Annotated in this window: 22 protein-coding genes; 15 read left to right on the plus strand and 7 right to left on the minus strand. The window is 71.8% G+C overall.

Translation table 11 applies throughout. From position 1 onward, the window contains the following. The first annotated feature begins 97 nt into the window (after nt 1-97). The 3 genes from V6V47_RS26190 to ilvC all read left to right on the plus strand — a co-directional run bounded on the left by V6V47_RS26190 (nt 98) and on the right by ilvC (nt 3,637). Nucleotides 98-1,981, plus strand: a complete 1,884-nt coding sequence (locus V6V47_RS26190) for an acetolactate synthase large subunit (RefSeq protein WP_334631032.1) — start codon at nt 98-100, stop codon at nt 1,979-1,981. Between the two features lie 64 nt (nt 1,982-2,045). Next, nucleotides 2,046-2,561, plus strand: coding sequence for an acetolactate synthase small subunit (gene ilvN / locus V6V47_RS26195; RefSeq protein WP_089017348.1), 516 nt, complete (start codon nt 2,046-2,048; stop codon nt 2,559-2,561). Between the two features lie 62 nt (nt 2,562-2,623). Further along, the gene (gene ilvC / locus V6V47_RS26200) at nt 2,624-3,637 is read left to right on the plus strand and encodes a ketol-acid reductoisomerase (RefSeq protein WP_334631033.1); all 1,014 of its coding nucleotides are present in this window, start codon (nt 2,624-2,626) and stop codon (nt 3,635-3,637) included. 157 nt (nt 3,638-3,794) lie between these two features. Here ilvC and V6V47_RS26205 read toward each other — a convergent pair whose 3' ends face one another. After that, a complete protein-coding gene (locus V6V47_RS26205; protein ID WP_334631034.1) occupies nt 3,795-4,784 on the minus strand; it encodes a hypothetical protein in 990 nt (329 codons plus the stop codon). Between the two features lie 254 nt (nt 4,785-5,038). Here V6V47_RS26205 and serA point away from each other — a divergent pair, with 254 nt between their 5' ends. Then, nucleotides 5,039-6,637, plus strand: a complete 1,599-nt coding sequence (gene serA / locus V6V47_RS26210; protein WP_334631035.1) for a phosphoglycerate dehydrogenase — start codon at nt 5,039-5,041, stop codon at nt 6,635-6,637. An 87-nt stretch (nt 6,638-6,724) separates the two neighbouring features. Here the strand turns inward: serA and V6V47_RS26215 are convergent, their stop codons facing one another. Next, complete coding sequence (locus V6V47_RS26215; RefSeq protein WP_334631036.1) at nt 6,725-7,081, minus strand: hypothetical protein; 357 nt, start codon at nt 7,079-7,081, stop codon at nt 6,725-6,727. A gap of 505 nt (nt 7,082-7,586) precedes the next feature. Then, on the minus strand, nt 7,587-8,429 hold the full coding sequence (locus V6V47_RS26220; RefSeq protein ID WP_334631037.1) for an FAD:protein FMN transferase: 843 nt from the start codon (nt 8,427-8,429) through the stop codon (nt 7,587-7,589). Between the two features lie 223 nt (nt 8,430-8,652). On the opposite strand from V6V47_RS26220, the gene V6V47_RS26225 reads away from it, so the two are divergent. Then, on the plus strand, nt 8,653-9,684 hold the full coding sequence (locus tag V6V47_RS26225; RefSeq protein WP_334631038.1) for a 3-isopropylmalate dehydrogenase: 1,032 nt from the start codon (nt 8,653-8,655) through the stop codon (nt 9,682-9,684). Between the two features lie 165 nt (nt 9,685-9,849). Further along, complete coding sequence (locus tag V6V47_RS26230) at nt 9,850-10,947, plus strand: branched-chain amino acid aminotransferase (protein WP_334631039.1); 1,098 nt, start codon at nt 9,850-9,852, stop codon at nt 10,945-10,947. 94 nt (nt 10,948-11,041) lie between these two features. Here the strand turns inward: V6V47_RS26230 and V6V47_RS26235 are convergent, their stop codons facing one another. The 3 genes from V6V47_RS26235 to V6V47_RS26245 form a co-directional block, all read right to left on the minus strand. Next, nucleotides 11,042-11,782: a tyrosine-protein phosphatase gene (locus V6V47_RS26235; protein ID WP_334631040.1), complete on the minus strand. Its 741-nt coding sequence runs from the start codon at nt 11,780-11,782 to the stop codon at nt 11,042-11,044. 58 nt (nt 11,783-11,840) lie between these two features. Next, nucleotides 11,841-12,299, minus strand: a complete 459-nt coding sequence (locus V6V47_RS26240; RefSeq protein WP_334631041.1) for a PRC-barrel domain-containing protein — start codon at nt 12,297-12,299, stop codon at nt 11,841-11,843. Nucleotides 12,300-12,400: 101 nt separating this feature from the next. Next, nucleotides 12,401-12,931, minus strand: a complete 531-nt coding sequence (locus V6V47_RS26245) for a carboxymuconolactone decarboxylase family protein (RefSeq protein WP_334631042.1) — start codon at nt 12,929-12,931, stop codon at nt 12,401-12,403. Between the two features lie 205 nt (nt 12,932-13,136). Between V6V47_RS26245 and cimA the strand changes: the two genes are divergently transcribed. Then, nucleotides 13,137-14,726 carry a citramalate synthase gene (cimA, locus tag V6V47_RS26250; protein WP_334631043.1) on the plus strand — a complete coding sequence of 530 codons (1,590 nt, stop codon included), beginning with the start codon at nt 13,137-13,139 and terminating at the stop codon, nt 14,724-14,726. Between the two features lie 21 nt (nt 14,727-14,747). Here cimA and V6V47_RS26255 read toward each other — a convergent pair whose 3' ends face one another. Continuing rightward, nucleotides 14,748-15,755: an endonuclease/exonuclease/phosphatase family protein gene (locus V6V47_RS26255; protein ID WP_334631044.1), complete on the minus strand. Its 1,008-nt coding sequence runs from the start codon at nt 15,753-15,755 to the stop codon at nt 14,748-14,750. 340 nt (nt 15,756-16,095) lie between these two features. Here V6V47_RS26255 and V6V47_RS26260 point away from each other — a divergent pair, with 340 nt between their 5' ends. The 8 genes from V6V47_RS26260 to V6V47_RS26295 all read left to right on the plus strand — a co-directional run bounded on the left by V6V47_RS26260 (nt 16,096) and on the right by V6V47_RS26295 (nt 22,729). Then, on the plus strand, nt 16,096-16,605 hold the full coding sequence (locus V6V47_RS26260) for a hypothetical protein (RefSeq protein WP_334631045.1): 510 nt from the start codon (nt 16,096-16,098) through the stop codon (nt 16,603-16,605). A 232-nt stretch (nt 16,606-16,837) separates the two neighbouring features. Further along, nucleotides 16,838-17,887, plus strand: coding sequence for an AAA family ATPase (locus tag V6V47_RS26265; RefSeq protein WP_334631046.1), 1,050 nt, complete (start codon nt 16,838-16,840; stop codon nt 17,885-17,887). Next, a complete protein-coding gene (locus V6V47_RS26270; protein WP_334631047.1) occupies nt 17,884-18,906 on the plus strand; it encodes a DUF58 domain-containing protein in 1,023 nt (340 codons plus the stop codon). The genes V6V47_RS26265 and V6V47_RS26270 overlap by 4 nt, the downstream gene beginning before the upstream one ends. Continuing rightward, nucleotides 18,903-19,862 carry a VWA domain-containing protein gene (locus V6V47_RS26275; protein WP_334631048.1) on the plus strand — a complete coding sequence of 320 codons (960 nt, stop codon included), beginning with the start codon at nt 18,903-18,905 and terminating at the stop codon, nt 19,860-19,862. Before V6V47_RS26270 ends, V6V47_RS26275 begins: the two co-directional genes overlap by 4 nt. Nucleotides 19,863-19,901: 39 nt before the next feature. After that, nucleotides 19,902-20,762, plus strand: a complete 861-nt coding sequence (locus V6V47_RS26280) for a S1C family serine protease (RefSeq protein ID WP_334631049.1) — start codon at nt 19,902-19,904, stop codon at nt 20,760-20,762. Between the two features lie 259 nt (nt 20,763-21,021). Continuing rightward, complete coding sequence (locus V6V47_RS26285; RefSeq protein ID WP_334631050.1) at nt 21,022-21,168, plus strand: hypothetical protein; 147 nt, start codon at nt 21,022-21,024, stop codon at nt 21,166-21,168. A gap of 34 nt (nt 21,169-21,202) precedes the next feature. Next, nucleotides 21,203-21,628 (plus strand): alternative ribosome rescue aminoacyl-tRNA hydrolase ArfB, encoded by a 426-nt coding sequence (arfB, locus tag V6V47_RS26290; protein ID WP_334631051.1) that lies wholly within the window; start codon nt 21,203-21,205, stop codon nt 21,626-21,628. Between the two features lie 102 nt (nt 21,629-21,730). Beyond that, on the plus strand, nt 21,731-22,729 hold the full coding sequence (locus V6V47_RS26295; RefSeq protein ID WP_334631052.1) for an aldo/keto reductase: 999 nt from the start codon (nt 21,731-21,733) through the stop codon (nt 22,727-22,729). Nucleotides 22,730-22,827: the final 98 nt, after the last annotated feature.

Here is a 22,827-nt window from a genome sequence, read left to right on the forward strand (position 1 = left end):
ACTCTCCCTCACCGAGAGTGCGCTGGCCCCGTGCATCTGCACGAGGGCCGTTTTTATTGCCAAACCCCAGCCACTCCAGCCGGAGGCCTGAACCGCCATGACGAGACCCACGCCCGAGACCCTCGCCCACACCGCCCGGCGGGCCCGCGCCACCGCCGAGCCGGCCGGTGACGTCGACCCCGCCACCGCCCGCGCCGCCGCCACCCCGGTCGTCCCGGCGGTACGGACACCCGCTCCGGCCCAGGTCTCCGGTGCCGGTTCGCTCGTGCGGTCCCTGGAAGCGCTCGACGTCGACGTCGTCTTCGGCATCCCGGGCGGGGCGATCCTGCCGGCGTACGACCCGCTCTACGACTCCACGGTCCGGCACATCCTGGTCCGCCACGAGCAGGGCGCCGGGCACGCGGCGACCGGGTACGCGCAGGCCACCGGCAAGGTCGGCGTCTGCATGGCCACCTCCGGCCCGGGCGCCACCAACCTCGTCACCCCGATCGCCGACGCCTACATGGACTCGGTGGCGATGGTGGCGATCACGGGTCAGGTGGCTCGCCCGTCGATCGGCACCGACGCCTTCCAGGAGGCGGACATCCAGGGCATCACCCTGCCGATCACCAAGCACAACTTCCTCGTCCAGAGCGCCGAAGAGATCCCGCAGGTGCTGGCCGAGGCGTTCCACCTGGCCAGCAGCGGCCGCCCCGGTCCGGTGCTGGTCGACATCCCCAAGGACGTGCTCCAGGCGCCGACCACCTTCGTCTGGCCGCCCACCCTGGACCTGCCCGGTTACCGGCCCACCCTGCACCCGCACGGCAAGCAGATCCGCGAGGCGGCCCGGCTGATGACCGCGGCCCGTCGGCCGGTGCTCTACGTCGGTGGCGGGGTGCTCAAGGCCGGTGCCACCGACGGGCTGCGCAAGCTGGCCGAGCTGACCGGCATTCCGGTGGTCACCACGCTGATGGCGCTCGGCGCGTTCCCCGACTCGCACCGGCAACACCTGGGGATGCCCGGCATGCACGGCACCGTCGCCGCGGTCTACGGCCTGCAGAAGGCCGACCTGATCGTCGCGTTGGGTGCACGTTTCGACGATCGGGTCACCGGCCAGCTCGACTCGTTCGCCCCGGACGCGGCGGTGGTGCACGCCGACATCGACCCCGCCGAGATCGGCAAGAACCGGCACGCGGACGTGCCGATCGTGGGTGATGCCCGACACGTCATCGACGAGCTGATCGCCGCGGTGAGTGTCGAGCGGGCGGCGGGGCACGAGGTGGCCCTGGGCGACTGGTGGGCACAGCTGGACGACCTGCGTAACCGTTACCCGCTGGGCTACGAGGAGCCGGCCGACGGCACGCTCTCCCCGCAGTTCGTGATCAAGCGGCTGGGCGAGATCGCCGGCCCGGACACGATCTTCGTGGCCGGGGTGGGCCAGCACCAGATGTGGGCCTCCCAGTTCATCTCGTACGAGAAGCCGTACACCTGGTTGAACTCCGGCGGGCTCGGCACGATGGGCTACGCGGTGCCGGCGGCGATGGGCGCCAAGGTCGGCAAGCCGGACACCGTCGTGTGGGCGGTGGACGGCGACGGCTGTTTCCAGATGACCAACCAGGAGCTGGCCACCTGCGCGCTGGAGGGGATCCCGGTCAAGATCGCCGTGATCAACAACGGCAACCTCGGCATGGTCCGCCAGTGGCAGACGCTGTTCTACAACGAGCGGTACTCGAACACCGACCTCGGCACTCACAAGCACCGCATCCCGGACTTCGTCAAGCTCGCCGAGGCGCTGGGATGCGTCGGGCTGCGCTGCGAGAACGCCGAGGATGTGGACGCGACCATCGCCGCCGCCATGGAGATCAACGACGCCCCCGTGGTGATCGACTTCGTGGTCGGTAAGGACGCCATGGTCTGGCCGATGGTCGCCGCCGGCACCAGCAACGACGAGATCATGTTCGCCCGCGGCGTCCGCCCGGCCTTCGACGAGGATGACATCTGACCATGAGTGAGCACAGCGAACGAATCAGCGGTCAGGTCATGACCGAGCGAAGCGAGGTCGTGGCATGACCATGCACACCCTGTCCGTGCTGGTGGAGAACAAGCCCGGTGTGTTGGCCCGGGTCTCCGGCCTGTTCTCCCGGCGCGGGTTCAACATCGACAGCCTCGCCGTCGGCGAGACCGAGAACCCGGACGTCTCCCGGATCACCATCGTGGTCAACGCGGAGTCATCCCCCCTGGAGCAGGTCACCAAGCAGCTCAACAAGCTGGTCAACGTGCTCAAGATCGTCGAGCTGGACCCGCAGGTCTCGGTCGCCCGGGAGTTGCTACTGGTGAAGGTCCGCGCCGACCGGTCGGCCCGCACCCAGGTCCTGGAGACGGTCAACCTGTTCCGCGCCCGGGTGGTCGACGTGGCACCGGACACGCTGACCATCGAAGCCACCGGCACGCCGGACAAGCTCGACGCGCTGCTGCGCGACCTCGAGCCCTTCGGCATCAAGGAGATGGTCCAGTCCGGGCTGGTGGCGATCGGGCGCGGCTCGCGTTCGATCACCGCCGGTCCCGCGCTCCGGGCCGCCTGAACCGACCCATCCGCACCAACCACGACGGGCCAATCGGGCCGTCGTACCGAAAGGGAAGTTCCATGAGTGTTGAGGTGTACTACGACGACGACGCCGATCTCGGCCTGATCCAGGGCAAGAAGGTCGCGGTGATCGGTTACGGCAGCCAGGGCCACGCACACGCGCTGTCGCTGCGTGACTCCGGCGTCGACGTGGTGATCGGTCTGCCGGAGGGCTCGAAGAGCCGCGCCAAGGCCGAAGAGCAGGGCCTGCGGGTGGTCACGCCGGCGCAGGCGTCCGCCGAGGCCGACGTGATCATGGTGCTCGCCCCGGACACCGCCCAGCGTTCCCTGTACACCGAGTCGATCGCCCCGAACCTCGCCCCGGGCAAGGCGATCTTCTTCGGGCACGGTTTCAACATCCGGTACGGGCTGATCAAGCCGCCGGCCGAGGTGGACGTGGCGATGGTCGCGCCGAAGGGCCCCGGCCACCTGGTCCGTCGGCAGTACGCCGATGGCAAGGGTGTGCCCTGCCTGGTCGCCGTCGAGCAGGACGCCAGCGGCAACGCGTTCGCGCTCGCCCTGGCGTACGCCAAGGGGATCGGCGGCACCCGTGCCGGTGCGATCAAGACCACCTTCACCGAGGAGACCGAGACCGACCTCTTCGGCGAGCAGGCGGTGCTCTGCGGCGGCGCGGCAGCCCTGGTGCAGACCGGCTTCGAGGTGCTCACCGAGGCGGGCTACGCCCCGGAGGTGGCCTACTTCGAGTGCCTGCACGAGCTGAAGCTGATCGTCGACCTCATGTACGAGGGCGGCATCGCCAAGATGCGCTACAGCATCTCCGACACCGCCGAGTACGGCGACCTCTCCCGTGGCCCGCGGATCATCGACTCCCGCGTCAAGGACGAGATGCGCAAGATCCTTGGGGAGATCCAGTCGGGCGAGTTCGCCCGGGAGTGGGTGGCCGAGGACGAGGCGGGCCGGCCCAACTTCACCAAGTGGCAGGCCGAGGGCGCCGCGCACCCGATCGAGGAGACCGGCAAGAAGCTGCGCGGCATGATGAGCTGGGTCGACCGCCCGATCACCGAGACCGCCTGACGTCTCCACCGGGCTGTCCGGCCACTCCCGGCCGACCGACGGTTCATCGACGGCCGGCGATCCAGCGCTCTCCCCAGCGCGGGTCGCCGGCCGTCGGCCGCGGCGCTCCTCCGCACTGCGTCAACGGCCGTCGGCCGTGGCGCTCCTCCGCAGTGCGTCAACGGCCTTCGATCGCCTCGGCCTCACCCGCTGCCCAGGCCGCCTCTTCGTATCGGCCGAGGCCCTTGAGAATGCCGGCCAGCGTACGCAGCGCGACGATCAACCGTTGCTGGTGACGGACGGGATCGTGGTCGGCCAGCCAACGGTAGTGCCTGACCGCATCCTGAGCGGCCGTCACGGCCGCCTCCGGTTCGCCGAGCCCTGCGTGACACCTGGCGATCACGAACAACAGTCCGCCCAGCGTCGGCCGTAATCGCCGTGGCTCCCAACGGGCAAAGAAGGTCAGGTCCTCGCGGACGTCCGCTGTCAGCGTCAGGGCCTCGGCCCACCGTCCCGCGGTGGCGAGGGAATCGGCCAGCCCTGCCACCGCGTCAGTCCGGGCGGGCCAGTACTTGAGCCGTGTCCAGCCGGAGAGCTGCCGAAAGATCTCGACCGCCTCCTCGCGGGCGGCCAGCGCCTCGGCCGGCGCGTCCAGCACCGAATGGCAGTGACCGAGCACGGTGAGCGACCGCGCCAAGGAGATCTGCTCGTGGACGCCGAGTGGCGCGCAACGTAACCATGTCTCCCGGGCCTGCTCGGCAAGCGGGAGTGCGTCCCGGGAAGCGTGGGGGCAGAGTTGACCGGCCATCATCAGCCTGGCAGCGGCCAGGACGACCAGCCCGTCCCGGCCGGTCACGTCCTCGACGTACCCGATCGCCTCCCGGCCCTGCTCAAGGGCAGAGGACAGGGTGCGGTCATCGGGGACCGAGGCCTGCGCGACGAGCGCCCGCGCGAGCCCCACCTCGTGCCGGCCTGGCTGGTCCTGGATCAGCCGCCGATAGAGCGCGACCGCCTCGTCGGCTGCGGCGGTGCGGCGGAGCACGAAGCTGCGGCGGATCTTCACCTGTTGGGACCGGGTGACCAACGCCTCGGCCAGCCCGGGGCCGAACCGGTCGACGTCGAGGTGGGCGAGGCGGCGGCGCAGCGCGATGCGAACAGCGAGCGACATGGCGCCTCCTGTCCGAGCGGGGGTGCTGCGTCCGTTGTAGGCGAGCGAGGCAAGAGTGAACGGGAGGTGGCCGTCGCCCGACGCGGCGTGTGAGGGCCCTCACCCCATTGACCGGAACATGCCGACGAGCGAGCCCCTACGATCGCCTGTAGGTGCGTAGCCGGCACCTGACGGCCACGGCACGGATCAGCGCAGGGCGCAGTGACGCACCTTGTCGCCCCGGCCGATCGCAAACACGACGTCTACGAGGACCGATGAATCCTGTCGTACTGATCGCCGAAGAACTCGCTCCCGCCGCCATCGACGTGCTCGCCCACGACTTCGACGTTCGTCATGTCGACGGCACCGACCGTCCGGCCCTGCTCTCGGCGCTCTCCGAGGCCGACGCTGTCATCGTGCGCAGCGCGACGCAGATCGACGCCGAGGCGGTCGCCGCCGCGCCGCGACTCAAGGTGGTCGCCCGGGCCGGCGTCGGGCTGGACAACGTCGAGGTGCCGGCCGCCACGGCGCGGGGCGTCATGGTCGTCAACGCCCCCACCTCCAACATCGTCTCCGCGGCCGAGCAGGCCGTCGCGCTGCTCCTCGCCGTGGCCCGCAACACCGCCAGCGCCAGCTCCGCGCTGAAGGCGGGGGAGTGGAAGCGGTCGAAGTACACCGGCGTCGAGGTGCAGGGCAAGACCGTCGGCGTGGTCGGGCTCGGCCGCATCGGGGTGCTCTTCGCGTCTCGAATCGCCGCCTTCGGCACCCGGCTGATCGCGTACGACCCGTACATCCAGCCGGCCCGCGCGGCGCAGCTCGGCGTACGCCTGGTGGGCTTGGAGGAGCTGCTGCGGGAGAGCGACTTCATCTCCATCCACCTGCCGAAGACCCCGGAGACCGTGGGCCTGATCGGTGAGAAGGAGCTGGCGATCGTCAAGCCCGGCGTCCGCATCGTCAACGCCGCCCGTGGTGGCCTGGTCGACGAGCAGGCGCTCGCCGACGCGATCGCCGAGGGTCGGGTCGGCGGCGCCGGCATCGACGTGTACTCCAAGGAGCCGTGCACCTCGTCGCCACTGTTCGCCTTCGACAACGTGGTGGCGACTCCGCACCTGGGTGCCTCCACGCACGAGGCGCAGGACAAGGCCGGCCTGGCGGTGGCCAAGAGCGTGAAGCTGGCGCTGCAGGGCGAGTTCGTCCCGGACGCGGTCAACGTGCAGGCCGGTGGCGTGGTCGCCGAGGACGTCCGGCCGCTGCTCCCGTTGGCCGAGAAGCTCGGCCGCGCGTTCACCGCCGTCGCGGGCGGGATCGCCGCCAGCGTCACGGTCGAGGTCCGCGGCCAGATCGTCAACCACGATGTCTCGGTGCTCAAGCTCGCCGCCACCAAGGGCCTGTTCAGCTCGGTGGTCGAGGAGCAGGTCACCTACGTCAACGCGCCGCACCTGGCGGCCGAGCGCGGCGTCGAGGTCACCCTGGCCAGCCTGGCCGAGACGGCGGAGCACCCCACCCTGGTCACGGTGCGCGGCGCGCTGCCGGACGGTCGGACGGTCAGTGTCGCCGGCACGGTCACCCACACGGGCACCCGGGACGTCATCAAGCTGACCGAAGTGGACGGTTTCGACGTGGAGATCGGCGCGGAGGGCATTCTGCTCTTCCTGCGCTACGTCGACCGGCCCGGCGTCGTCGGCACGGTGGGCACCCTGCTCGGCGAGGCGGGCATCAACATCGCCGCCATGCAGGTGGCGCGGCGGGAGGCGGGCGGCGAGACGTTGATGACGCTCACCGTCGACCAGGCGCTCGGCGCCGACCTGCTGACCTCGGCGGCCGACTCGATCGGCGCGACGGCGGCCAGCGCCGCGGATCTGCGCGACGAGTAGTCCCACGGCAGCACCACGGGGGGCCCGGCGATCCGCCGGGCCCCTTTGGCATACCCGGGGCGGAGTGTCCGTGCTGCCCGGGTCGGGTCAGCCGGGCAGCCGCGCCGGAGGCGGATAGACCGAGCCGTCCTGCGGGTCGAACAGCATCAGCCCGTGCTCACCGGCCAGCCGCTCGATGTCCAAGAGCACCTGGTCCGCACAGGTCGGGTGCAGGTTCAGCTCGACATGGTCGTGCGCGGCGTGCAACGGCGCCACCGCCCACGGGCTGTCCGGGCCGGGGTGCCGGTCCGGGTACGAGGCGGTGATCGCTCGGTAGAAGCTGACCACCCGTGGGTCCGGGTAACGGTCCACGTGCTGCCCCTGCCGGCAACCCTTGACCGCTGCCCGCACGTCCTCGGGCGTCGCCCCGTCCGCCAGGGCCCACACACTCAGATCGAAACTCACGGCGGACAGCGTGCCACTCAGCGTTCACCATGTCGAAACTGCCTCGCCCCAGGCCAATCACCGACCTGCGATCCTCCGACCAAGACGGTCCGCTGTGGAGACTCTTGCGTCGAGTTGCGTCGATTCGCTAGCGTACGGACTGCGGTCACTGGCCGAGTTCGCGGCGTCGGCCCGTCTTCGGGTGACGCGGTCGACGTCCGGCGCGACCGGTCCGCACCCCTCGGTTGCGCAAGCCACGCGCACTCGTCGCTGACCGGCCCCCACGGTCGTTGCCGAGACTGTGGGGGCCGATCGCGCCCCCGCCCCCGCCCGCCGCGCCCCGCCCCCGCCCGCCGCGCCCCGCGCCGCCCCGGCCGCGTCGATCTAGGGCGTATCGCCGTGTATTGAGATCCACCAGCGAGGATTTTCCCTAGATCGACGGGGGAGCCGCTCAGCGATCGACGGGGGGAGCCGCTCGGCGATCGACGGGGGGGAGCCGCTCGGCGATCGACGGAGAAGCCCTCGCTCAGCGCCGGTGGGCGAAGAGCGCGCGGTATTCGGAGCCGGCTCGGAACCACGCCAGCCCGGTGGGGCCGGCGGCGTACAGCGCGGTGGCGTAGGCGTCGGCGATCGCCAGATCGGGGCCGACGACGGTGGCTGCGATCATCTGGTCCGCCACCTCGCCGGTGTGCGGGTCCACCACGTGCCCCTGCCGGCCGGTCACCCCCGAGGTGCCGACCGCGCCGGCGGTCATTTCCAGCACCAGCGGCGCGCGTTCCGGCGCGGTGGGATGGTGCACCGCCACGCGCCAGGGCCCGCCGTGCGGTGCGTGACCGCGCACCACCAGATCGGCGCCGGCGAGCACGGCGTAGTCGTGGATGCCGGCAGCGCGCAACCGCGCCGCGACCCGTTCCACCGCCCAGCCGCCGAGCAGGCCGCCCGGGTCGAAGCCGCCGGGCACCGCCCACGCGTCGAACCACCCGTCGGTGGCGGCGCGCATCGCGGCGCAACGATCCACCAGGTCGGCCAGCGGGGGGTACGAGTCCGGGCTGATCTCGCCTCGGCGCAGCTTGGAGACCAGGCTCTCCGGCCGGTTCGGCCCGTACGTGAGGTCGATGGCGCGCAGTTCCGCGACGCTGTCGCGCAGCGCCTCGCCGACGCCCCGACGGCCGAGCCTCTCGGGAGCGTTGATGATCAGGGTGTACTCGGCGGTCGCGGTGCGGACGGTGTGCTGCACGGCGATCCGGCCCTGGGCGGCGTCGGCCGGGTCGATCCGGTTCCGATGGGTGCCGAGCCGCAGGTCCGGCCGACGGTTCCGGAAGACCGACGGATCCGGCCAGCGGGTCCGCGGCTGCTCGTCGATGCGCATGGCATCTGCCCCCTCGCACGTGGTGCCGCGACGTCGCAACACCGTGTCGCAGGCCCCCGTGACCCGCTGACCCCCACGCTAGGCAGCGGAGATGACCGCCCCATGAGTCCCACCTGAGAGGGTGCTGTGTATTTGCATCCCAAATTCTGGAAGCTTCGTACCGGAAAGCGGGATGGCGACGTACCGTGGCCCCGACGGGGCAGTCGAGCAGAGGAGTGCGGGCGTGGCACGGATCGCGGTGGTGGCCGGTGACGGCATCGGGCCCGAGGTGGTCGCGCAGGCCCGCAAGGTCATCGACGCCGTGCTGCCCGGTGTGCAGGCCACCGAGTACGACCTCGGCGCCGCCCGCTGGCACCGTACCGGAGAGGTCCTGCCCGACTCGGTGCTGGCCGAGCTCGCCGAGCACGACGCGATCCTGCTGGGCGCGGTCGGTGACCCGACGGTGCCGCCGGGGGTGCTCGAGCGGGGACTGCTGCTCAAGCTCCGATTCGCCTTCGACCAGTACGTCAATCTGCGCCCGTCCCGCCTCTGGCCCGGGGTGGCCGGCCCGCTGAGCAGCGTGAAGCCCGGCGAGGTCGATCTGGTGGTGGTGCGCGAGGGCACCGAGGGGCTCTACGCCGGGGCCGGCGGTTCGCTGCACCGGGACACCCCCGCCGAGGTCGCCACCGAGGAGAGCCTGAACACCCGGCACGGCGTCGAGCGGGTGATCCGCGACGCGTTCGCCCGGGCCGGTCGCCGGGAGCGGCGCAAGGTCACCCTGGTGCACAAGACCAACGTGCTCACCCACGCCGGGTCGCTCTGGGCCCGCACCTTCGACGCGGTCGCCGCCGAGCACCCGGACATCGCCACCGAGTACCAGCACGTCGACGCCGCCGCGATGTTCCTGGTCACCCAGCCGCAGCGCTACGACGTGGTGGTCACCGACAATCTGTTCGGCGACATCCTCACCGACATCGCCGCCGCGATCACCGGTGGCATCGGGCTGGCCGCCAGCGGCTGCATCAACCCCGAGGGGGCGTACCCCTCGATGTTCGAGCCGGTGCACGGCTCGGCTCCGGACATCGCCGGGCAGGGCGTCGCCGACCCGGTCGCCGCGGTGCTCTCCGCCGCGCTGCTACTGGAGCAGCTCGGGCATGCCGAGGCCGCGGCCCGGGTCAACGCGGCGGTCGCCGCCGAGCTGGCCGGCCGGACCCCGGGCGTGGCGCTGCGCACCGCCGAGGTCGGCGACCGGCTCGCCGCCCACGCCGTAGCCTGACCGCCCCGGGCCCTTGGTGGCGCTCGGGTCGGTCCGGCGTGCCATCCGTGCCCGCTGCCAGCACCGACCGGCGCTACCTCTGAACGAGCGTTCGGGGTAGGTTTCTGACACAGCCATGTCGGTGTGCGATCCCGCATGCCGTTGTCCCGCAGGGAGGTCAGCGCGATGAGCGGTGGTGACAAGCTCGACTTCGAGATCCGTCCGAATCCCGCGCCGGTATCCGTCGCCGATCGGGCAACTCTGCTGACCAATCCCGGGTTCGGCCGGGTCTTCACCGACCACATGGTCACCGTCCGGTACGCCGACGGCAAGGGCTGGTACGACGCCCGGGTGGAGGCGCGTGGCCCGATTCCGATGGACCCGGCCAGCGCGGTGCTGCACTACGCGCAGGAGATCTTCGAGGGGTTGAAGGCGTACCGGACGGCCGACGGTGGCGTGACGATGTTCCGGCCGGACGCCAACGCCGCCCGGTTCGCCGACTCGGCGCAGCGGATGGCGATGCCGGCGCTGCCGGCCGATGTCTTCGTCGACTCACTGCACAAGCTCATCGAGATCGACCGCGACTGGATTCCCACCGGCGAGGACGGCAGCCTCTACCTGCGGCCGTTCATGTTCGCCAGCGAGGTGTTCCTCGGCGTCCGGCCAGCCAACGAATACCTCTACCTGGTGATCGCGTCGCCGGTCGGGGCGTACTTCCCGGGTGGGGTCAAGCCGGTCACCGTCTGGGTCTCACCGGATTACACGCGGGCAGCTCCCGGCGGCACCGGCGCGGCCAAGTGCGGTGGCAACTACGCCGCCTCGCTGGCGGCGCAGGCCGAGGCCATCGAGGCCGGCTGTGAGCAGGTGGTCTTCCTCGACGCGGTGGAGCGCCGGTTCGTCGACGAGCTGGGCGGCATGAACGTCTTCTTCGTCTACGACGACAACACGGTGGTCACCCCGCCGCTGACCGGCACGATCCTGCCGGGCATCACCCGGGACGCGGTCATGACGCTGGCCGGCGCGGCCGGGCACCAGGTCGAGGAGCGGCCGGTCACCTTCGCGGACTGGCAGGCCGACGCGGCCAGCGGCCGGCTCCGCGAGGTCTTCGCCTGCGGCACCGCCGCGGTGATCACCCCGATCGGCGGGGTCCGGTTCCCGGACGGCGAGTTCCTGATCGGCGGTGGCGAGCCCGGTCGGGTCACCATGGAGCTGCGCCAGCAGTTGGTCGACATCCAGCGGGGCGTCGCCCCCGACCCGCAGGGCTGGGTCCACCGGGTCTTCTGACACCCACTCCGCCGTCGATCTAGGGCATATCGTCGTGCTCCGAGATCCACTCGCAGCGATATGCCCTAGATCGACGCGCACGGAGGGACGGCGGCTAGTCGAGCAGGTGGTCGCGCAGGGCGGCGAGCTGCTCGTCGGTCACTCCCGCGTGGCGCAGGTAATCCTCGATCGACCCGTGCCCCTCGCGCAGCTCGGCGAGGAAGGTCTGCATCGCCTCGGCGGGCGATGCCAGGAACGGCGCCGGCACGTCCACGCCGTCCGGGTTGGTGGCGGCCAGCCAGGCGCTGTACCGGGCCGACGCCTCGCTGCTCAGCGCGTAGTCCGCGGCGATGTCGGCGTCGTCGACCCCCAGCACCGCGAGGGTCAACGCACAGACGATGCCGGTGCGGTCCTTGCCCGCGACGCAGTGCACCACCACGGGGGCGTTGGCGGCGTCCGCGATCAGCCCGACCGCCTCGGCCAGCCCCGCGGTGCCGGTCTGCGCCAGGTCGGCGTACCGGTCCGCGAGGTAGCGGGCCAGGCTGGTGCCCTCCTCGTGCGGCTGGTCGGTCCACTCGGTGTGGTCCGGGTGGATGTGCCGGTAGGTCAGCCCCTGGTACGCCGGCACCCGGCCGTCCCGGTCCACCTCACTCGGGCGGCGCAGGTCGATGACGGTACGGATGCCGAACGCGGCGAACGCGTCCCGGTCCTGTTCGGTGAGGCGGTGCAGCGAGTCGGAGCGGTAGAGCCGGCCCCGGCGTACGGTGCGGCCGTCGTGGCCGAGGTAGCCACCGGCGTCGCGGAAGTTGAAGGTCGCGGGCAACGAGATCTGTCGGCTGTCGTCGATGGCGTCCACGCTGACACGGTAACGGCCGGCAGGGCTGTCAGCCCCACCGGCCGTCAGTCCCGTTCGGTCAGCGGGCGGTGCCGGGCGGCAGCGCGCCGTACGTCTCGTCGTAGTAGCCGCCCAGCTGGTCCCGGTAGGCCGGGTCGCTGTGGCTGGCCTCGTCGTACTCCGGGGCGGCCTTGATCTGGTCGCGGGTGCGGTCGATGGAGACCGTGCGGTCGTCGTGGTTGACCTGGTTCACGGTGCCGGCCGGCAGCATCACCTTCTTGCCGAAGACCCACGGGCCGGTGTCCACCACCAGGTAGCTGCCGTCCACCTCGTGACTGGCGCTGTCGATCTTGCCGATCCCGCCGTCGGTGGCCTCGACCTTGTAGCCGACCAGATCGGCGTCGGCCACCCCGGCCTGGTCCCGGTAGCGCCAGGGGTCGAAGGCGCCGGCGGGCGCGCCGCCGGCCACGGCACCCTGGTCGCCGCCGCGCAGCGGGTCCGGCCCGGCGTGGGTGGCGTGTGGGTCGATCCTGTCCATGCCGTTCACTCCTGCCTGTCGCCGGTCGTCCCGGCGTCGTGGGTGCGTCCCCGCAGGAGCTACCCGGCGGGCGGGGGCCGGAAACAGTGGGGCGTACCGGATCAGGCCAGTGCGGCCTCGGCGTCCAGGGTGACCGCCGCGGCGTGCACCACGGCGGAGATCCGCAGCGCCTCCAGCACCTGCTCGCGAGTGAAGCCGAGGCCGCGCAACGCCGTCTCGTGCGACTCCAGGCAGGCACCGCAGCCGATGATCGCCGACACGCCGAGGCACCAGAGCTTGACGTCGCCCTTGTGCACGCCGGGCCGGGCGACGATCCGCATCCGCAGTCGGGCCGGCATCGAGGCGTACCGCTCGTCACCGATGAGGTGCGTGGCCCGGTGGTAGACGTTGGTCATCGCCATGGTGGCCGCCGCCGCCTTGGCCGCCTCGATGCCCTCCGGTGTGAGGTGCCCGGAAGCCTCGGCCGCGATCTCCCGCAGGACCATCGGATTGCGGGCGGCCACCGCACCGGCCAGCGCGGTGCCCCAGGCCTGCACGGGATTGAGCGCCGTGGTGGTGGCAATCGAGCCCAGGTTGAGCGTGATGTCCGCGGCGTACCCCGGCAGGGCCGCCTTGATCGCGTCCAGGCCCATGGTCCTCCTTGCGAGTTACGGAACGGCGGGCGCCATCCCGCCATGTGGATTGTTCCTCCCAAAACCAGGGGAGGGGTGGCAGAGTGACGAGCGTGACCAGCACCGCCCTGATTATTGCGACCTAGCGCGCCGGCCCCCCTCCGCCGAGCGCGCAGACCTCCCGCATCCGCGGGAGGTCTTTTTGTTGCTCCGAGAAAGGATCCTGATGACGTTCCAGGTCTTCGACACGACCTTGCGCGACGGCGCCCAGCGCGAGGGGCTCACCTACTCGGTGATCGACAAGCTGGCGGTGGCCCGGCTGCTCGACGAGTTCGGCGTCGGCTTCATCGAGGGCGGCTGGCCGGGCGCGGTGCCCAAGGACACCGAGTTCTTCCGCCGGGCACGTACCGAGCTGGACCTCCGGCACGCCGTGCTGGTCGCCTTCGGGGCCACCCGCAAGGCCGGTGTCGCCGTCGCCGACGACCCACAGGTGCGCGGCCTGCTGGACGCCGAGACCCCGGCGGTGGCGCTGGTCGCCAAGGCCGACATCCGGCACGTCGAGCGTGCGCTGCGCACCACCGGCGCGGAGAACCTGGCGATGATCCACGACACCGTCAGCCACCTGGTCCGCGAGGGCCGCCGGGTCTTCGTCGACGGCGAACACTTCTTCGACGGCTACCGCCACGACCCCGCGTACGGCGCGGCCGTGGTGCAGACCGCGCTGGCCGCCGGCGCCGAGCGGATGGTGCTCTGCGACACCAACGGCGGCATGCTGCCGTCCCGGGTGACCGCCGCGATCGTCGACCTGACCAGTCGGCTCGGCATCGACGCGGGGCTGCTCGGCATCCACGCGCAGAACGACACGGCCTGCGCGGTGGCCAACACGATCGTGGCCGTGGAGGCGGGCGTCCGCCACGTGCAGGGCACCGCCAACGGGTACGGCGAGCGCCCCGGCAACGCCGACCTCTTCGCGGTCGTCGCCAACCTCCAACTCAAGCTGGGCATGCCCGTCCTACCGGACGGCTGCCTGGAACAGATGGTGCGGGTCTCGCACGCCATCGCCGAGATCGCCAACATCGCCCCCGACACCCACCAGGCGTACGCCGGGGCCGCCGCCTTCGCCCACAAGGCGGGGCTGCACGCGAGCGCGATCAAGGTCGACCCGTTGCTCTACAACCACGTGGACCCGTCGGTGGTGGGCAACGACATGCGGATCCTGATCACCGAGATGGCCGGCCGGGCCAGCGTCGAGCTCAAGAGCAAGGAGCTCGGCCTGGATCTGGCCGGCCGTCCGGAGGCCCTGACCCGGGTCACCAACCGGGTCAAGGAGTTGGAGGCCGGCGGCTGGTCCTTCGAGGCGGCGGATGCCTCCTTCGAGCTGCTGGTCCGCTCCGAGCTGCCGGAGGGCCTGCCGGCCCGACCGTTCACCCTGGAGTCGTACCGGGTGCTGGTCGAGCACCGCGAGGACGGCGCGGTCGTCTCCGAAGCCACCGTCAAGATTCGGGTACGCGGCGAGCGGGTGATCGCGACCGCCGAGGGCAACGGCCCGGTCAACGCCCTGGACGAGGCGCTGCGGGTCGGCCTGGCCCGGCACTACCCGCAGCTGCGCGGCTTCGAGCTGGCCGACTACAAGGTGCGCATCCTGGAGGGCAGCCACGGCACCGGGGCGGTCACCCGGGTGCTGCTCGAGACGGGCGACGGCGCCGGCCGCGACTGGACCACGGTGGGCGTGCACCCCAACGTGGTCGAAGCGAGCTGGCACGCCCTGGTGGACGCGCTCACCTATGGCCTGGCCCCGGCCCCCGCGCAATCCTGATCCCCACCGTGGAGTGGGGGGTCACGGGGTGGGGAGGGTGAGGGTGGCCAGGACGGGGCGGTGATCGGTTGCGGGGAGGGTCAGCACTCGCACGGTTCGCACGGCGATGCGGTGGTCGACCAGCACGTGGTCGATGGTGACCGGTGGGATCAGGTCTCCGTCGTACGGGCCCCAGGTGCCGGTCAGCCCCTCCCCGGTGGCGTCGGCGGCGTCGACGTAGCCGGTGCGCAGCAGGGCCCGCAGCGGGCTGTGGTCCAGGGTGGAGTTGAAGTCTCCGGCGAGGATCCGCAGGCCGCCGTCCGGGGTGGCCGGTGGCTGGGCGATCAGGTCGGCCCGCCAGGCGCCGACCTGATCCAGCGCGTACGGGGCGGCGGGGTGGGCGGACTCGACGCGGACCGATGGCCCGCCGGGGACGGTCAGGGTCCCGTACGCCTGACTGAAGCCCCAGCCGCCGCGGTTCTGCCGGATGCCGGCGTCGGTGATCGGCCACCGCGAGTAGAGGCCGGAGCCGGGCGTGCCGACCTGCGCGTTGAGCTGTCGGTGGGGCAGTAGCCGGTCGAGGCCGAGCCGGTCCAGGGCGGCCTGTGCGTCGGGGGTGAACTCCTGCACGGTGAGCACGTCGACCCGGTGTCGGCGGACCAGTTCGACGAGCGTCCGCGCGTCGGCGGCGCCGGCGAGCAGGTTGGCCGTGAGCAGTCGGACGGTCGGGCCGGCCGCCGCCGGTTGTGGGGCGGCCAGCGCCCGGGGTGCGACCAGACCGACCAGCGCTACCGCGGCCAGTGCCGCGACGGCCGCCGGCCACCAGCGCCGCAGGGCGAGGGTGAGGGCCAGGGCCACCACACTCCATCCCGCGACGTACGGGGTGAAGGCGAGCGCCTGCACCAGTGGCCCACGGTCGAGGCCGGCGAGTCGGACGGCCGCCCAGGCGGCTGTCGGTGCGACCGTCAACCAGCAGAGCGCCGTCCCGATGCGGGCCCACCGGGGTCGGGTCGGCGTGTCCGCAGGGGCGGGTGGAGCGTCGACGATCATGGCGATCAGCCTAGCGGGCTGCGCCCATCACCATTTCATGAATGGTGATGGGCTCACTTTTCACTATTGCTCTGACGGCTGACCGACAGCTCGATAATGCGAGATCAACTATTGACGGTGAGCTTTTTGCGGTGCTACGTTCCACCTGGCTCCAACGACGCAACTCTGGGTAGTAATCCCAGCTCAGACCGGATGTGGTTGTGAAGAAATTGAAACTCACCAGTTGTGCGTGAGAGACCTTCCTCCGGTTCCTTTGTCGTCGTCGAATTATTCAGAGGCAGTTATCCGTCCCGCCCCGCGGGTCGGCCGAATTCGCACGGTCACACAAGGGGGACCTGTCATGACCACATCTTTCCGACGCAAGGCGGCAGCGGTCACGTTCGCCGTACTGGGGCTCACTCTGGTCGGTGGGGGGATCGCCGTCGCTCAGCCGTCGGCGAAGGCGCCGCAGGAGGCCGTCCAGCCCACGGGCCGCGGCGCGGACACTCAGCCACCGGTGACGGCCGAGTCGGCGCGTAAGGCGCAGGCCGCGCTGAAGGCCAACGGAGCGACCCCGCTGGTCGCCACCAACGTCTACACCGTCGTCAACGGCAACGGCACCAAGGCCCGCGGCGTCGGCACCGTGCTCAAGTACGGCGTCGGCCAGTACGAGGTGCAGTTCGGCTACACGGTCTCGGCCGGGGCCTTCCTGGCCACCATCTCGCGGGCCGACGCGTGCTGCATCCCGCCGGCCGGCGAGGTCTCGGTGGCGCCGCGGCTGAGCACGCCCAACGCGGTCTTCGTCCAGACCCGCAACTCGGCCGGAGCCCCGGCCGACCTGGGCTTCACCCTGCTCACTCACACTCCCTGACCGCACCAGCGACGGCCCCCGCGTTCCGGCGCGGGGGCCGGTCCGTGCCCTTCGGCGCCAGGCGGCGCCACTCGTCACCGATGGGGTGACTCCTGCCCCTGCGGGTTCAGTCGTGCCGGACGCGCACCCGTCGTCCCCCGTACGGGCGGCTGATCCCGGTTCGGGGCCCAAAGGGGCGCTCCGGCACCCACAATCCGACGTTTGCCGGGCCGCCGCCCGGGAAGCAAGCACCGTGACGGACATCTCGGACACCCTGGCCAGCATGCCCAGCCCGGTCGAACCCGAACCGACCGGCGTCGAGCTGGAACAGACCCTCTTCGAGGTCAAACGCGTGATCGTCGGGCAGGATCGGCTCGTCGAGCGCCTGCTCACCGCCCTGGTGGCCAACGGGCACTGCCTCCTGGAGGGCGTACCCGGCGTGGCCAAGACGCTGGCCGCGCAGACCCTCGCCACCGTGGTCGGTGGCACCTTCTCCCGAATCCAGTTCACTCCGGACCTGGTCCCCTCGGACATCGTCGGCACCCGGATCTATCGGGCGTCGAAGGAGACCTTCGACATCGAGCTGGGTCCGATCATGGCCAACCTGGTGCTGGCCGACGAGATCAACCGCGCCCCGGCCAAGGTCCAGTCGGCCCTGCTCGAGGCGATGGCGGAACGGCAGGTCTCCATCGGCGGGCGCAGTTGGCCGGTCCCCACGCCGTTCCTGGTGCTGGCGACCCAGAACCCGATCGAGTCCGAGGGGGTCTACCAACTTCCGGAGGCGCAGCGCGACCGGTTCCTCATGAAGGTGGTGGTGGACTACCCGAGCGACGCCGACGAGCTGGCCATCCTCTACCGGATGAGCACCGACCGGCCGACCCCCCGCCGGGTGCTCGACGCGGAACGCCTCCGGGACCTCCAGGCCCGGGCCGAGCGGGTCTTCGTGCACCACGCGTTGGCCGAGTACGTGGTCCGGCTCATCCTCGCCACCCGCGACCCGGGCCGGTTCGGGCTGCCGGAGATCGCGCCGCTGCTGGCGTACGGAGCGAGTCCCCGGGCCACCCTCGGTCTGGTCGCGGCGGCGCGGGCCCAGGCCTTGCTGCGCGGACGGGAGTACGTGCTGCCCGAGGACGTCCGGGAGTTGGCCGTGGACGTCCTCGCGCACCGGCTGGTGCTCTCCTTCGACGCGGTGGCCGACGGAATCTCCGCCGAGTCGGTGGTCCGCCGGCTGGTCGAGGCCGTACCGCCGCCCCGGCTCGCCACCGCGCATCCGCAGCAGACCCCGGACCTGGCGGCGGCATGAGGCGCACGAGCATCGCGCCGGCGGCCGACCCCGGCCTGGCCGAGCTGGCCCCGGACCAGCGGCTGCGTCGCCTGGAGCTGACCGTCACCCTGCGACTGAACGGGCTGCTGCACGGCCAGTACCGCGGTCTGTTGCCCGGTCCGGGCAGCGAGCCCGCCGGCAGTCGCGAGTACCGGCCGGGCGAGGACGAGGTCCGCCGGATGGACTGGGCGGTCACCGCCCGGACCGCCGTGCCGCACGTCCGACAGGTCGACGCCGACCGCGAGCTGACCACCTGGCTGCTGGTCGACGCGAGCGCCAGCATGGAGTTCGGCACCGCCGAGCTGGACAAGCGGGAGCTGGCCGTGGCCGCGGTGGCGGCGGTCGGGTTCCTGACCGCCGGTGTCGGCAACCGGCTCGGTGCCCAGGTGCTGCGCGCCGACGGGGTACGCCGGTTTCCGGCCCGCAGCGGGCGTACCCATCTGCTCGGTCTGCTGCGCGCGTTGCTGGCGGCCCCGCGCGCCACCGGGCCCGGCGACCAGACCGGGCGCACCGCCCCGGCGCCGGTCGGGCCGCCGGAGCTGGCGGACGGGCTCACCGCGCTGCACCGGTTCGCCAACCGCCGTGGGCTGGTCGTGGTGGTCTCCGACTTCCTCGACGGCCTGCCCGACAACCCGGACCAACCGCCGCCCTGGGAGCGGACCCTGCGCCGGCTGGCCGCCCAGCACCAGGTGCTGGCGATCGAGGTGACCGACCCGCGCGAACTGGAGCTGCCGGACGTCGGCCTGATCACGCTCGTCGACCCGGAGACCGGGCGTCGGCGCGAGGTGTGCACATCGGACCGTCAGCTGCGGGAGCGGTACGCCGAGGCTGCCACCGCCCAGCGCGACCAGATCCACCAGGCGCTGCGCCGCAGTGCGGCCACCCACCTGGCGCTGCGCACCGACCGGGACTGGAGCGTGGACATCGTCCGGCACGTGCACGCCCAGCGCCGACTGGCCGCCGCGCCGGCCGGTGCCCTCCGGGGAGGTGCCGCGTGATCTGGCAGTCGCCGCTGCGGCTCTGGCTGCTGATCGGCGTGCTCGCCCTGGTCGTCGCGTACCTGGTGATGCAGCGGGGACGCAGCCGGTACGCGGTCCGCTTCACCAACCTGCGGCTGCTGGACCGGGTGGCACCGGAGCGGCCGGCCTGGCGCCGACACGTTCCGGCCGGGCTCTTCCTGGCCATGCTGGCGCTGCTCGTGGTCGGCTTCGCCCGCCCCACGGCCGAGGTCAAGGTGCCCCGGGAACGCGCCACGGTGATGGTGGCGGTGGACGTGTCCACCTCGATGCTCGCCACCGATGTGGATCCGGACCGGTTGGCCGCCGCCAAGCAGGCGGCCCGGCGCTTCGTCGAGGGCCTGCCCGACGAGTTCAACGTGGGCCTGGTGGCGTTCGCGGGCAGCGCCGCCGTCCTGGTGCCACCGGGCACCGACCGGAACGCGCTGGACGAGGGGATCGGCCGCCTCGCCGAGGGGATCACCGGGGTGCAGGGCACCGCGATCGGCGAGGCCATCAACACCTCGCTCGGCGCGGTCAAGAGCCTGGACAGCGAGGCCGCGAAGGAACCGCCGCCGGCCCGGATCATCCTGCTCTCCGACGGCGCGAACACCTCCGGAATGGACCCGATGGAGGCGGCCGCGGAGGCGGTGGCGGCGAAGGTGCCGGTGCACGCGATCTCCTTCGGCACACCGTCCGGGTTCGTGGACCGGGGCGGCCGGCCGATCCAGGTGCCGGTCGACGGGCAGACCCTCAAGGCGGTCGCCGACGAGACCGGCGGCATGTTCCACGAGGCCAGCACCACCGAGGAGCTACGCGCCGTCTACGACGACATCGGCAGCTCCGTCGGTTACCGCACCGAGCGGCAGGACGTCTCGGCCCGGTTCATCGGCCTCGGACTGGTTTTCGCGATGGGTGCCGCCGCCGGCTCGATGCGCTGGTTCTCCCGGCTGCCCTGACCCGCCGTACGCAACGGACTTCGACCGTGAGGAGTACGCATGGCAGTGCAGACCGGACTGGGCGAACCGCGCGGTCCCTGGTTCATCTCGCCGGAACTCGGCCCGGACGGGCGTGGCTGGTGGGATCCGGCCGACTCCCGGCGGGACCCCGGTGGGCGACGGCCGGGCCGACTGCTCGCCGCGTTGGCGGTGGTGACGCTCTCCGTGGTCTCGGGCGCCATCGCCGGTGGCGTGGTGGCCAGCCGGGACGACGGTCCGGGTGCGGCCGCGGCGTCCGCCGCCCCGGTTCCGGCGGAGCTGGTCACCGCCGCCGAGCGGACCGTACCCGGCGTGGTGTCGGTGCTCGCCGGTGGCGCGACCGGCGGGTCCGCGACCGGGTCGGGCTTCGCCGTGGACGATCAGCAACACCTCATCACCAACGACCACATCCTGGCCAAGGGGGGTGGTGGGCCGGTGACGGTGGAGTTGCCCGACGGCCGTCGGTTCGCCGCCGAGGTGATCGGCCGGGAGCCCAGCAGCGACCTCGCGGTGCTGAAGGTGCCGCCGTCCGCAGGGCTCGCGCCGTTGCCGCTGGCCAAGCCGGGCGCCACCCGGGTCGGTGAGCCGGTGCTCGCGGTGGGCTCGCCACTGGGTCTGTCCGGCACGGTCACCGCCGGCATCGTCAGCGCGTTGGACCGTCAGGTGCGGTTGGGCAACAACCGGCACACCGCCGTGCAGACCGATGCGTCCATCAACCCCGGCAACTCCGGAGGACCACTGGTCAACGCCCGGGGAGAGGTGGTCGGCGTGAACACCGCGATCGCCACCATCGACGGCAACGGGTCGATCGGCATCGGCTTCGCCATCCCGATCGACCAGGTGCAGCAGACCGCCGACACGATCATCGGCAAGGGCGGCTGAGCTGCCCGAGGGCCCGCTGGCGGCCAGTGGGAACGTCGACACTGTCGGATATCCGGCCAGAGGGCATCGGGCCATGGAAATATCACGCTGAGTATGGATACTGGCGGAGGTGGAGCGTCCTCTCTTCGTGGTTCTCCTGGTGGGGGGCCTGATCATCGGATGTGCAGTGGGGTCGGCGTACACCCGCGCGCGACGCGGGTGGAGTGACTACCAGACCGCCAAAAAATCGATACCGGGTGCGCGTCGGGGCGCCTGGCTGTTGATCCGGGGGGTCGCCACCAAGGCGGCGGTGATCGCGCTGCTGCTGATCGGTGCGGTGGCGTACGCCGCGTCCGGCTCGGACGACGAGACCGCCGGTCCGGCGCCCAGCCCGTCCGCAACGCAGACTGAGGCTCCGCGCCGGTGACCTGCGGGCTGGCGGCGCGGGTTAGCCTCTGGACGTGGACGACGGACTGCGGGTGACCGACCGGTGGGTCGTCCCCGCCGGCGAGCTGCGGGAGCGTTTCTCCCGCTCGTCCGGGCCGGGCGGGCAGGGTGTGAACACCGCCGACTCCCGGGTCGAGCTGAGCTACGACCTGGCCAACTCGCCGGGTGTGCCCGAGTCGGTCCGGTCCCGGGCGCTGGCCCGGCTGGCCAACCGCCTGGTCGACGGGGTGCTGACGATCGCGGCCAGTGAGCACCGGGCCCAGTTGGCCAACCGGGAGGCAGCCCGCGAGCGGATGGCCGCGCTGCTGCGTGAGGCGGCGGCGCCTCCGCCGCCGCCCCGCCGGGCGACCCGCCCCTCCAGGGGTGCGAAGGAGCGCCGGCTGGCCGAGAAGAAGCGCCAGTCCCAGCGCAAACGTGACCGCCGCGTCGACGGGGATTAGCTGGCCTCTCGCCAGGCCCGTACACCGTTCGACTGACAGAATCTGGTATCTGTCAGTCGAACGGTGTACGGTCGCTGGGTAACCCAGGTGAGAGGAAGACCCATGGACACCCGCACCCTCGGCACCACCGGCCCGACCGTCTCCGCGCTCGGGCTCGGCCTGATGGGCATGTCGGACCTCTACGGCGCCGCCGACGAGGCCGAGAGCATCGCCACCATCCACGCCGCGCTCGACGCCGGCGTGACCCTGCTCGACACCGGCGACTTCTACGGGATGGGCCACAACGAGCTGCTGCTGCGCGAGGCGCTGCGCGGCCGCAACCGCGACGACGCCGTGATCAGCGTGAAGTTCGGCGCGCTGCGCGACGCCGAGGGCGGTTGGAACGGCGTCGACGTCCGACCCGCCGCGATCAAGAACTTCCTGGCGTACACCCTGCGGCGGCTGGGCACCGACCACGTCGACATCTACCGCCCCGCGCGGCTCACGCCGGACGTGCCGGTGGAGGACGTGGTGGGCACCATCGCCGAGCTGGTCAAGGCCGGCCACGTCCGGCACATCGGCCTGTCCGAGGTCAGCGCCGAGACGCTGCGCCGGGCGTACGCGGTGCACCCGATCACCGACCTCCAGATCGAGTACTCGTTGATCTCCCGTAGCCCGGAGACCGACATCCTGCCGACGGCCCGCGAGTTGGGCGTCGGGATCACCGCGTACGGGGTGCTCTCCCGTGGCCTGATCAGCGGCCACTGGACGGCGGGACGGGAGACCTCCGGCACCGACTTCCGAAGCCACCTGCCCCGCTTCGCCGGCGCGAACCTGGACCGCAACCTGGCCCTGGTGGACGCACTGCGCACCATCGCCGACGCCCGAGGCGTCACCGTGGCGCAGATCGCCATCGCGTGGGTGGCCGCCCGCGGCGACAACATCGTGCCGCTGGTCGGCGCCCGTCGCCGGGACCGTCTGACCGAGGCCCTGGGCGCCGCGACGGTCACCCTGACCGAGGCGGACCTGGCCGCCATCGAAACCGCCGTGCCGGCCGACGCGGCAGCCGGCAGCCGCTACGACGAGGCGCAGATGGCCATGCTGGACAGCGAGCGGGCATGACCGTCCAGCTTAAGATCTTCATTGATCGCGAGTCGATAAGCTGGGGCGAGGAGTGGCGACAGCGCATTGATTCGGCACTAACCAGCGCCACCTTCCTC

This window comes from Micromonospora sp. CPCC 205539 (assembly GCF_036906815.1).
Classification (GTDB): domain Bacteria; phylum Actinomycetota; class Actinomycetes; order Mycobacteriales; family Micromonosporaceae; genus Micromonospora.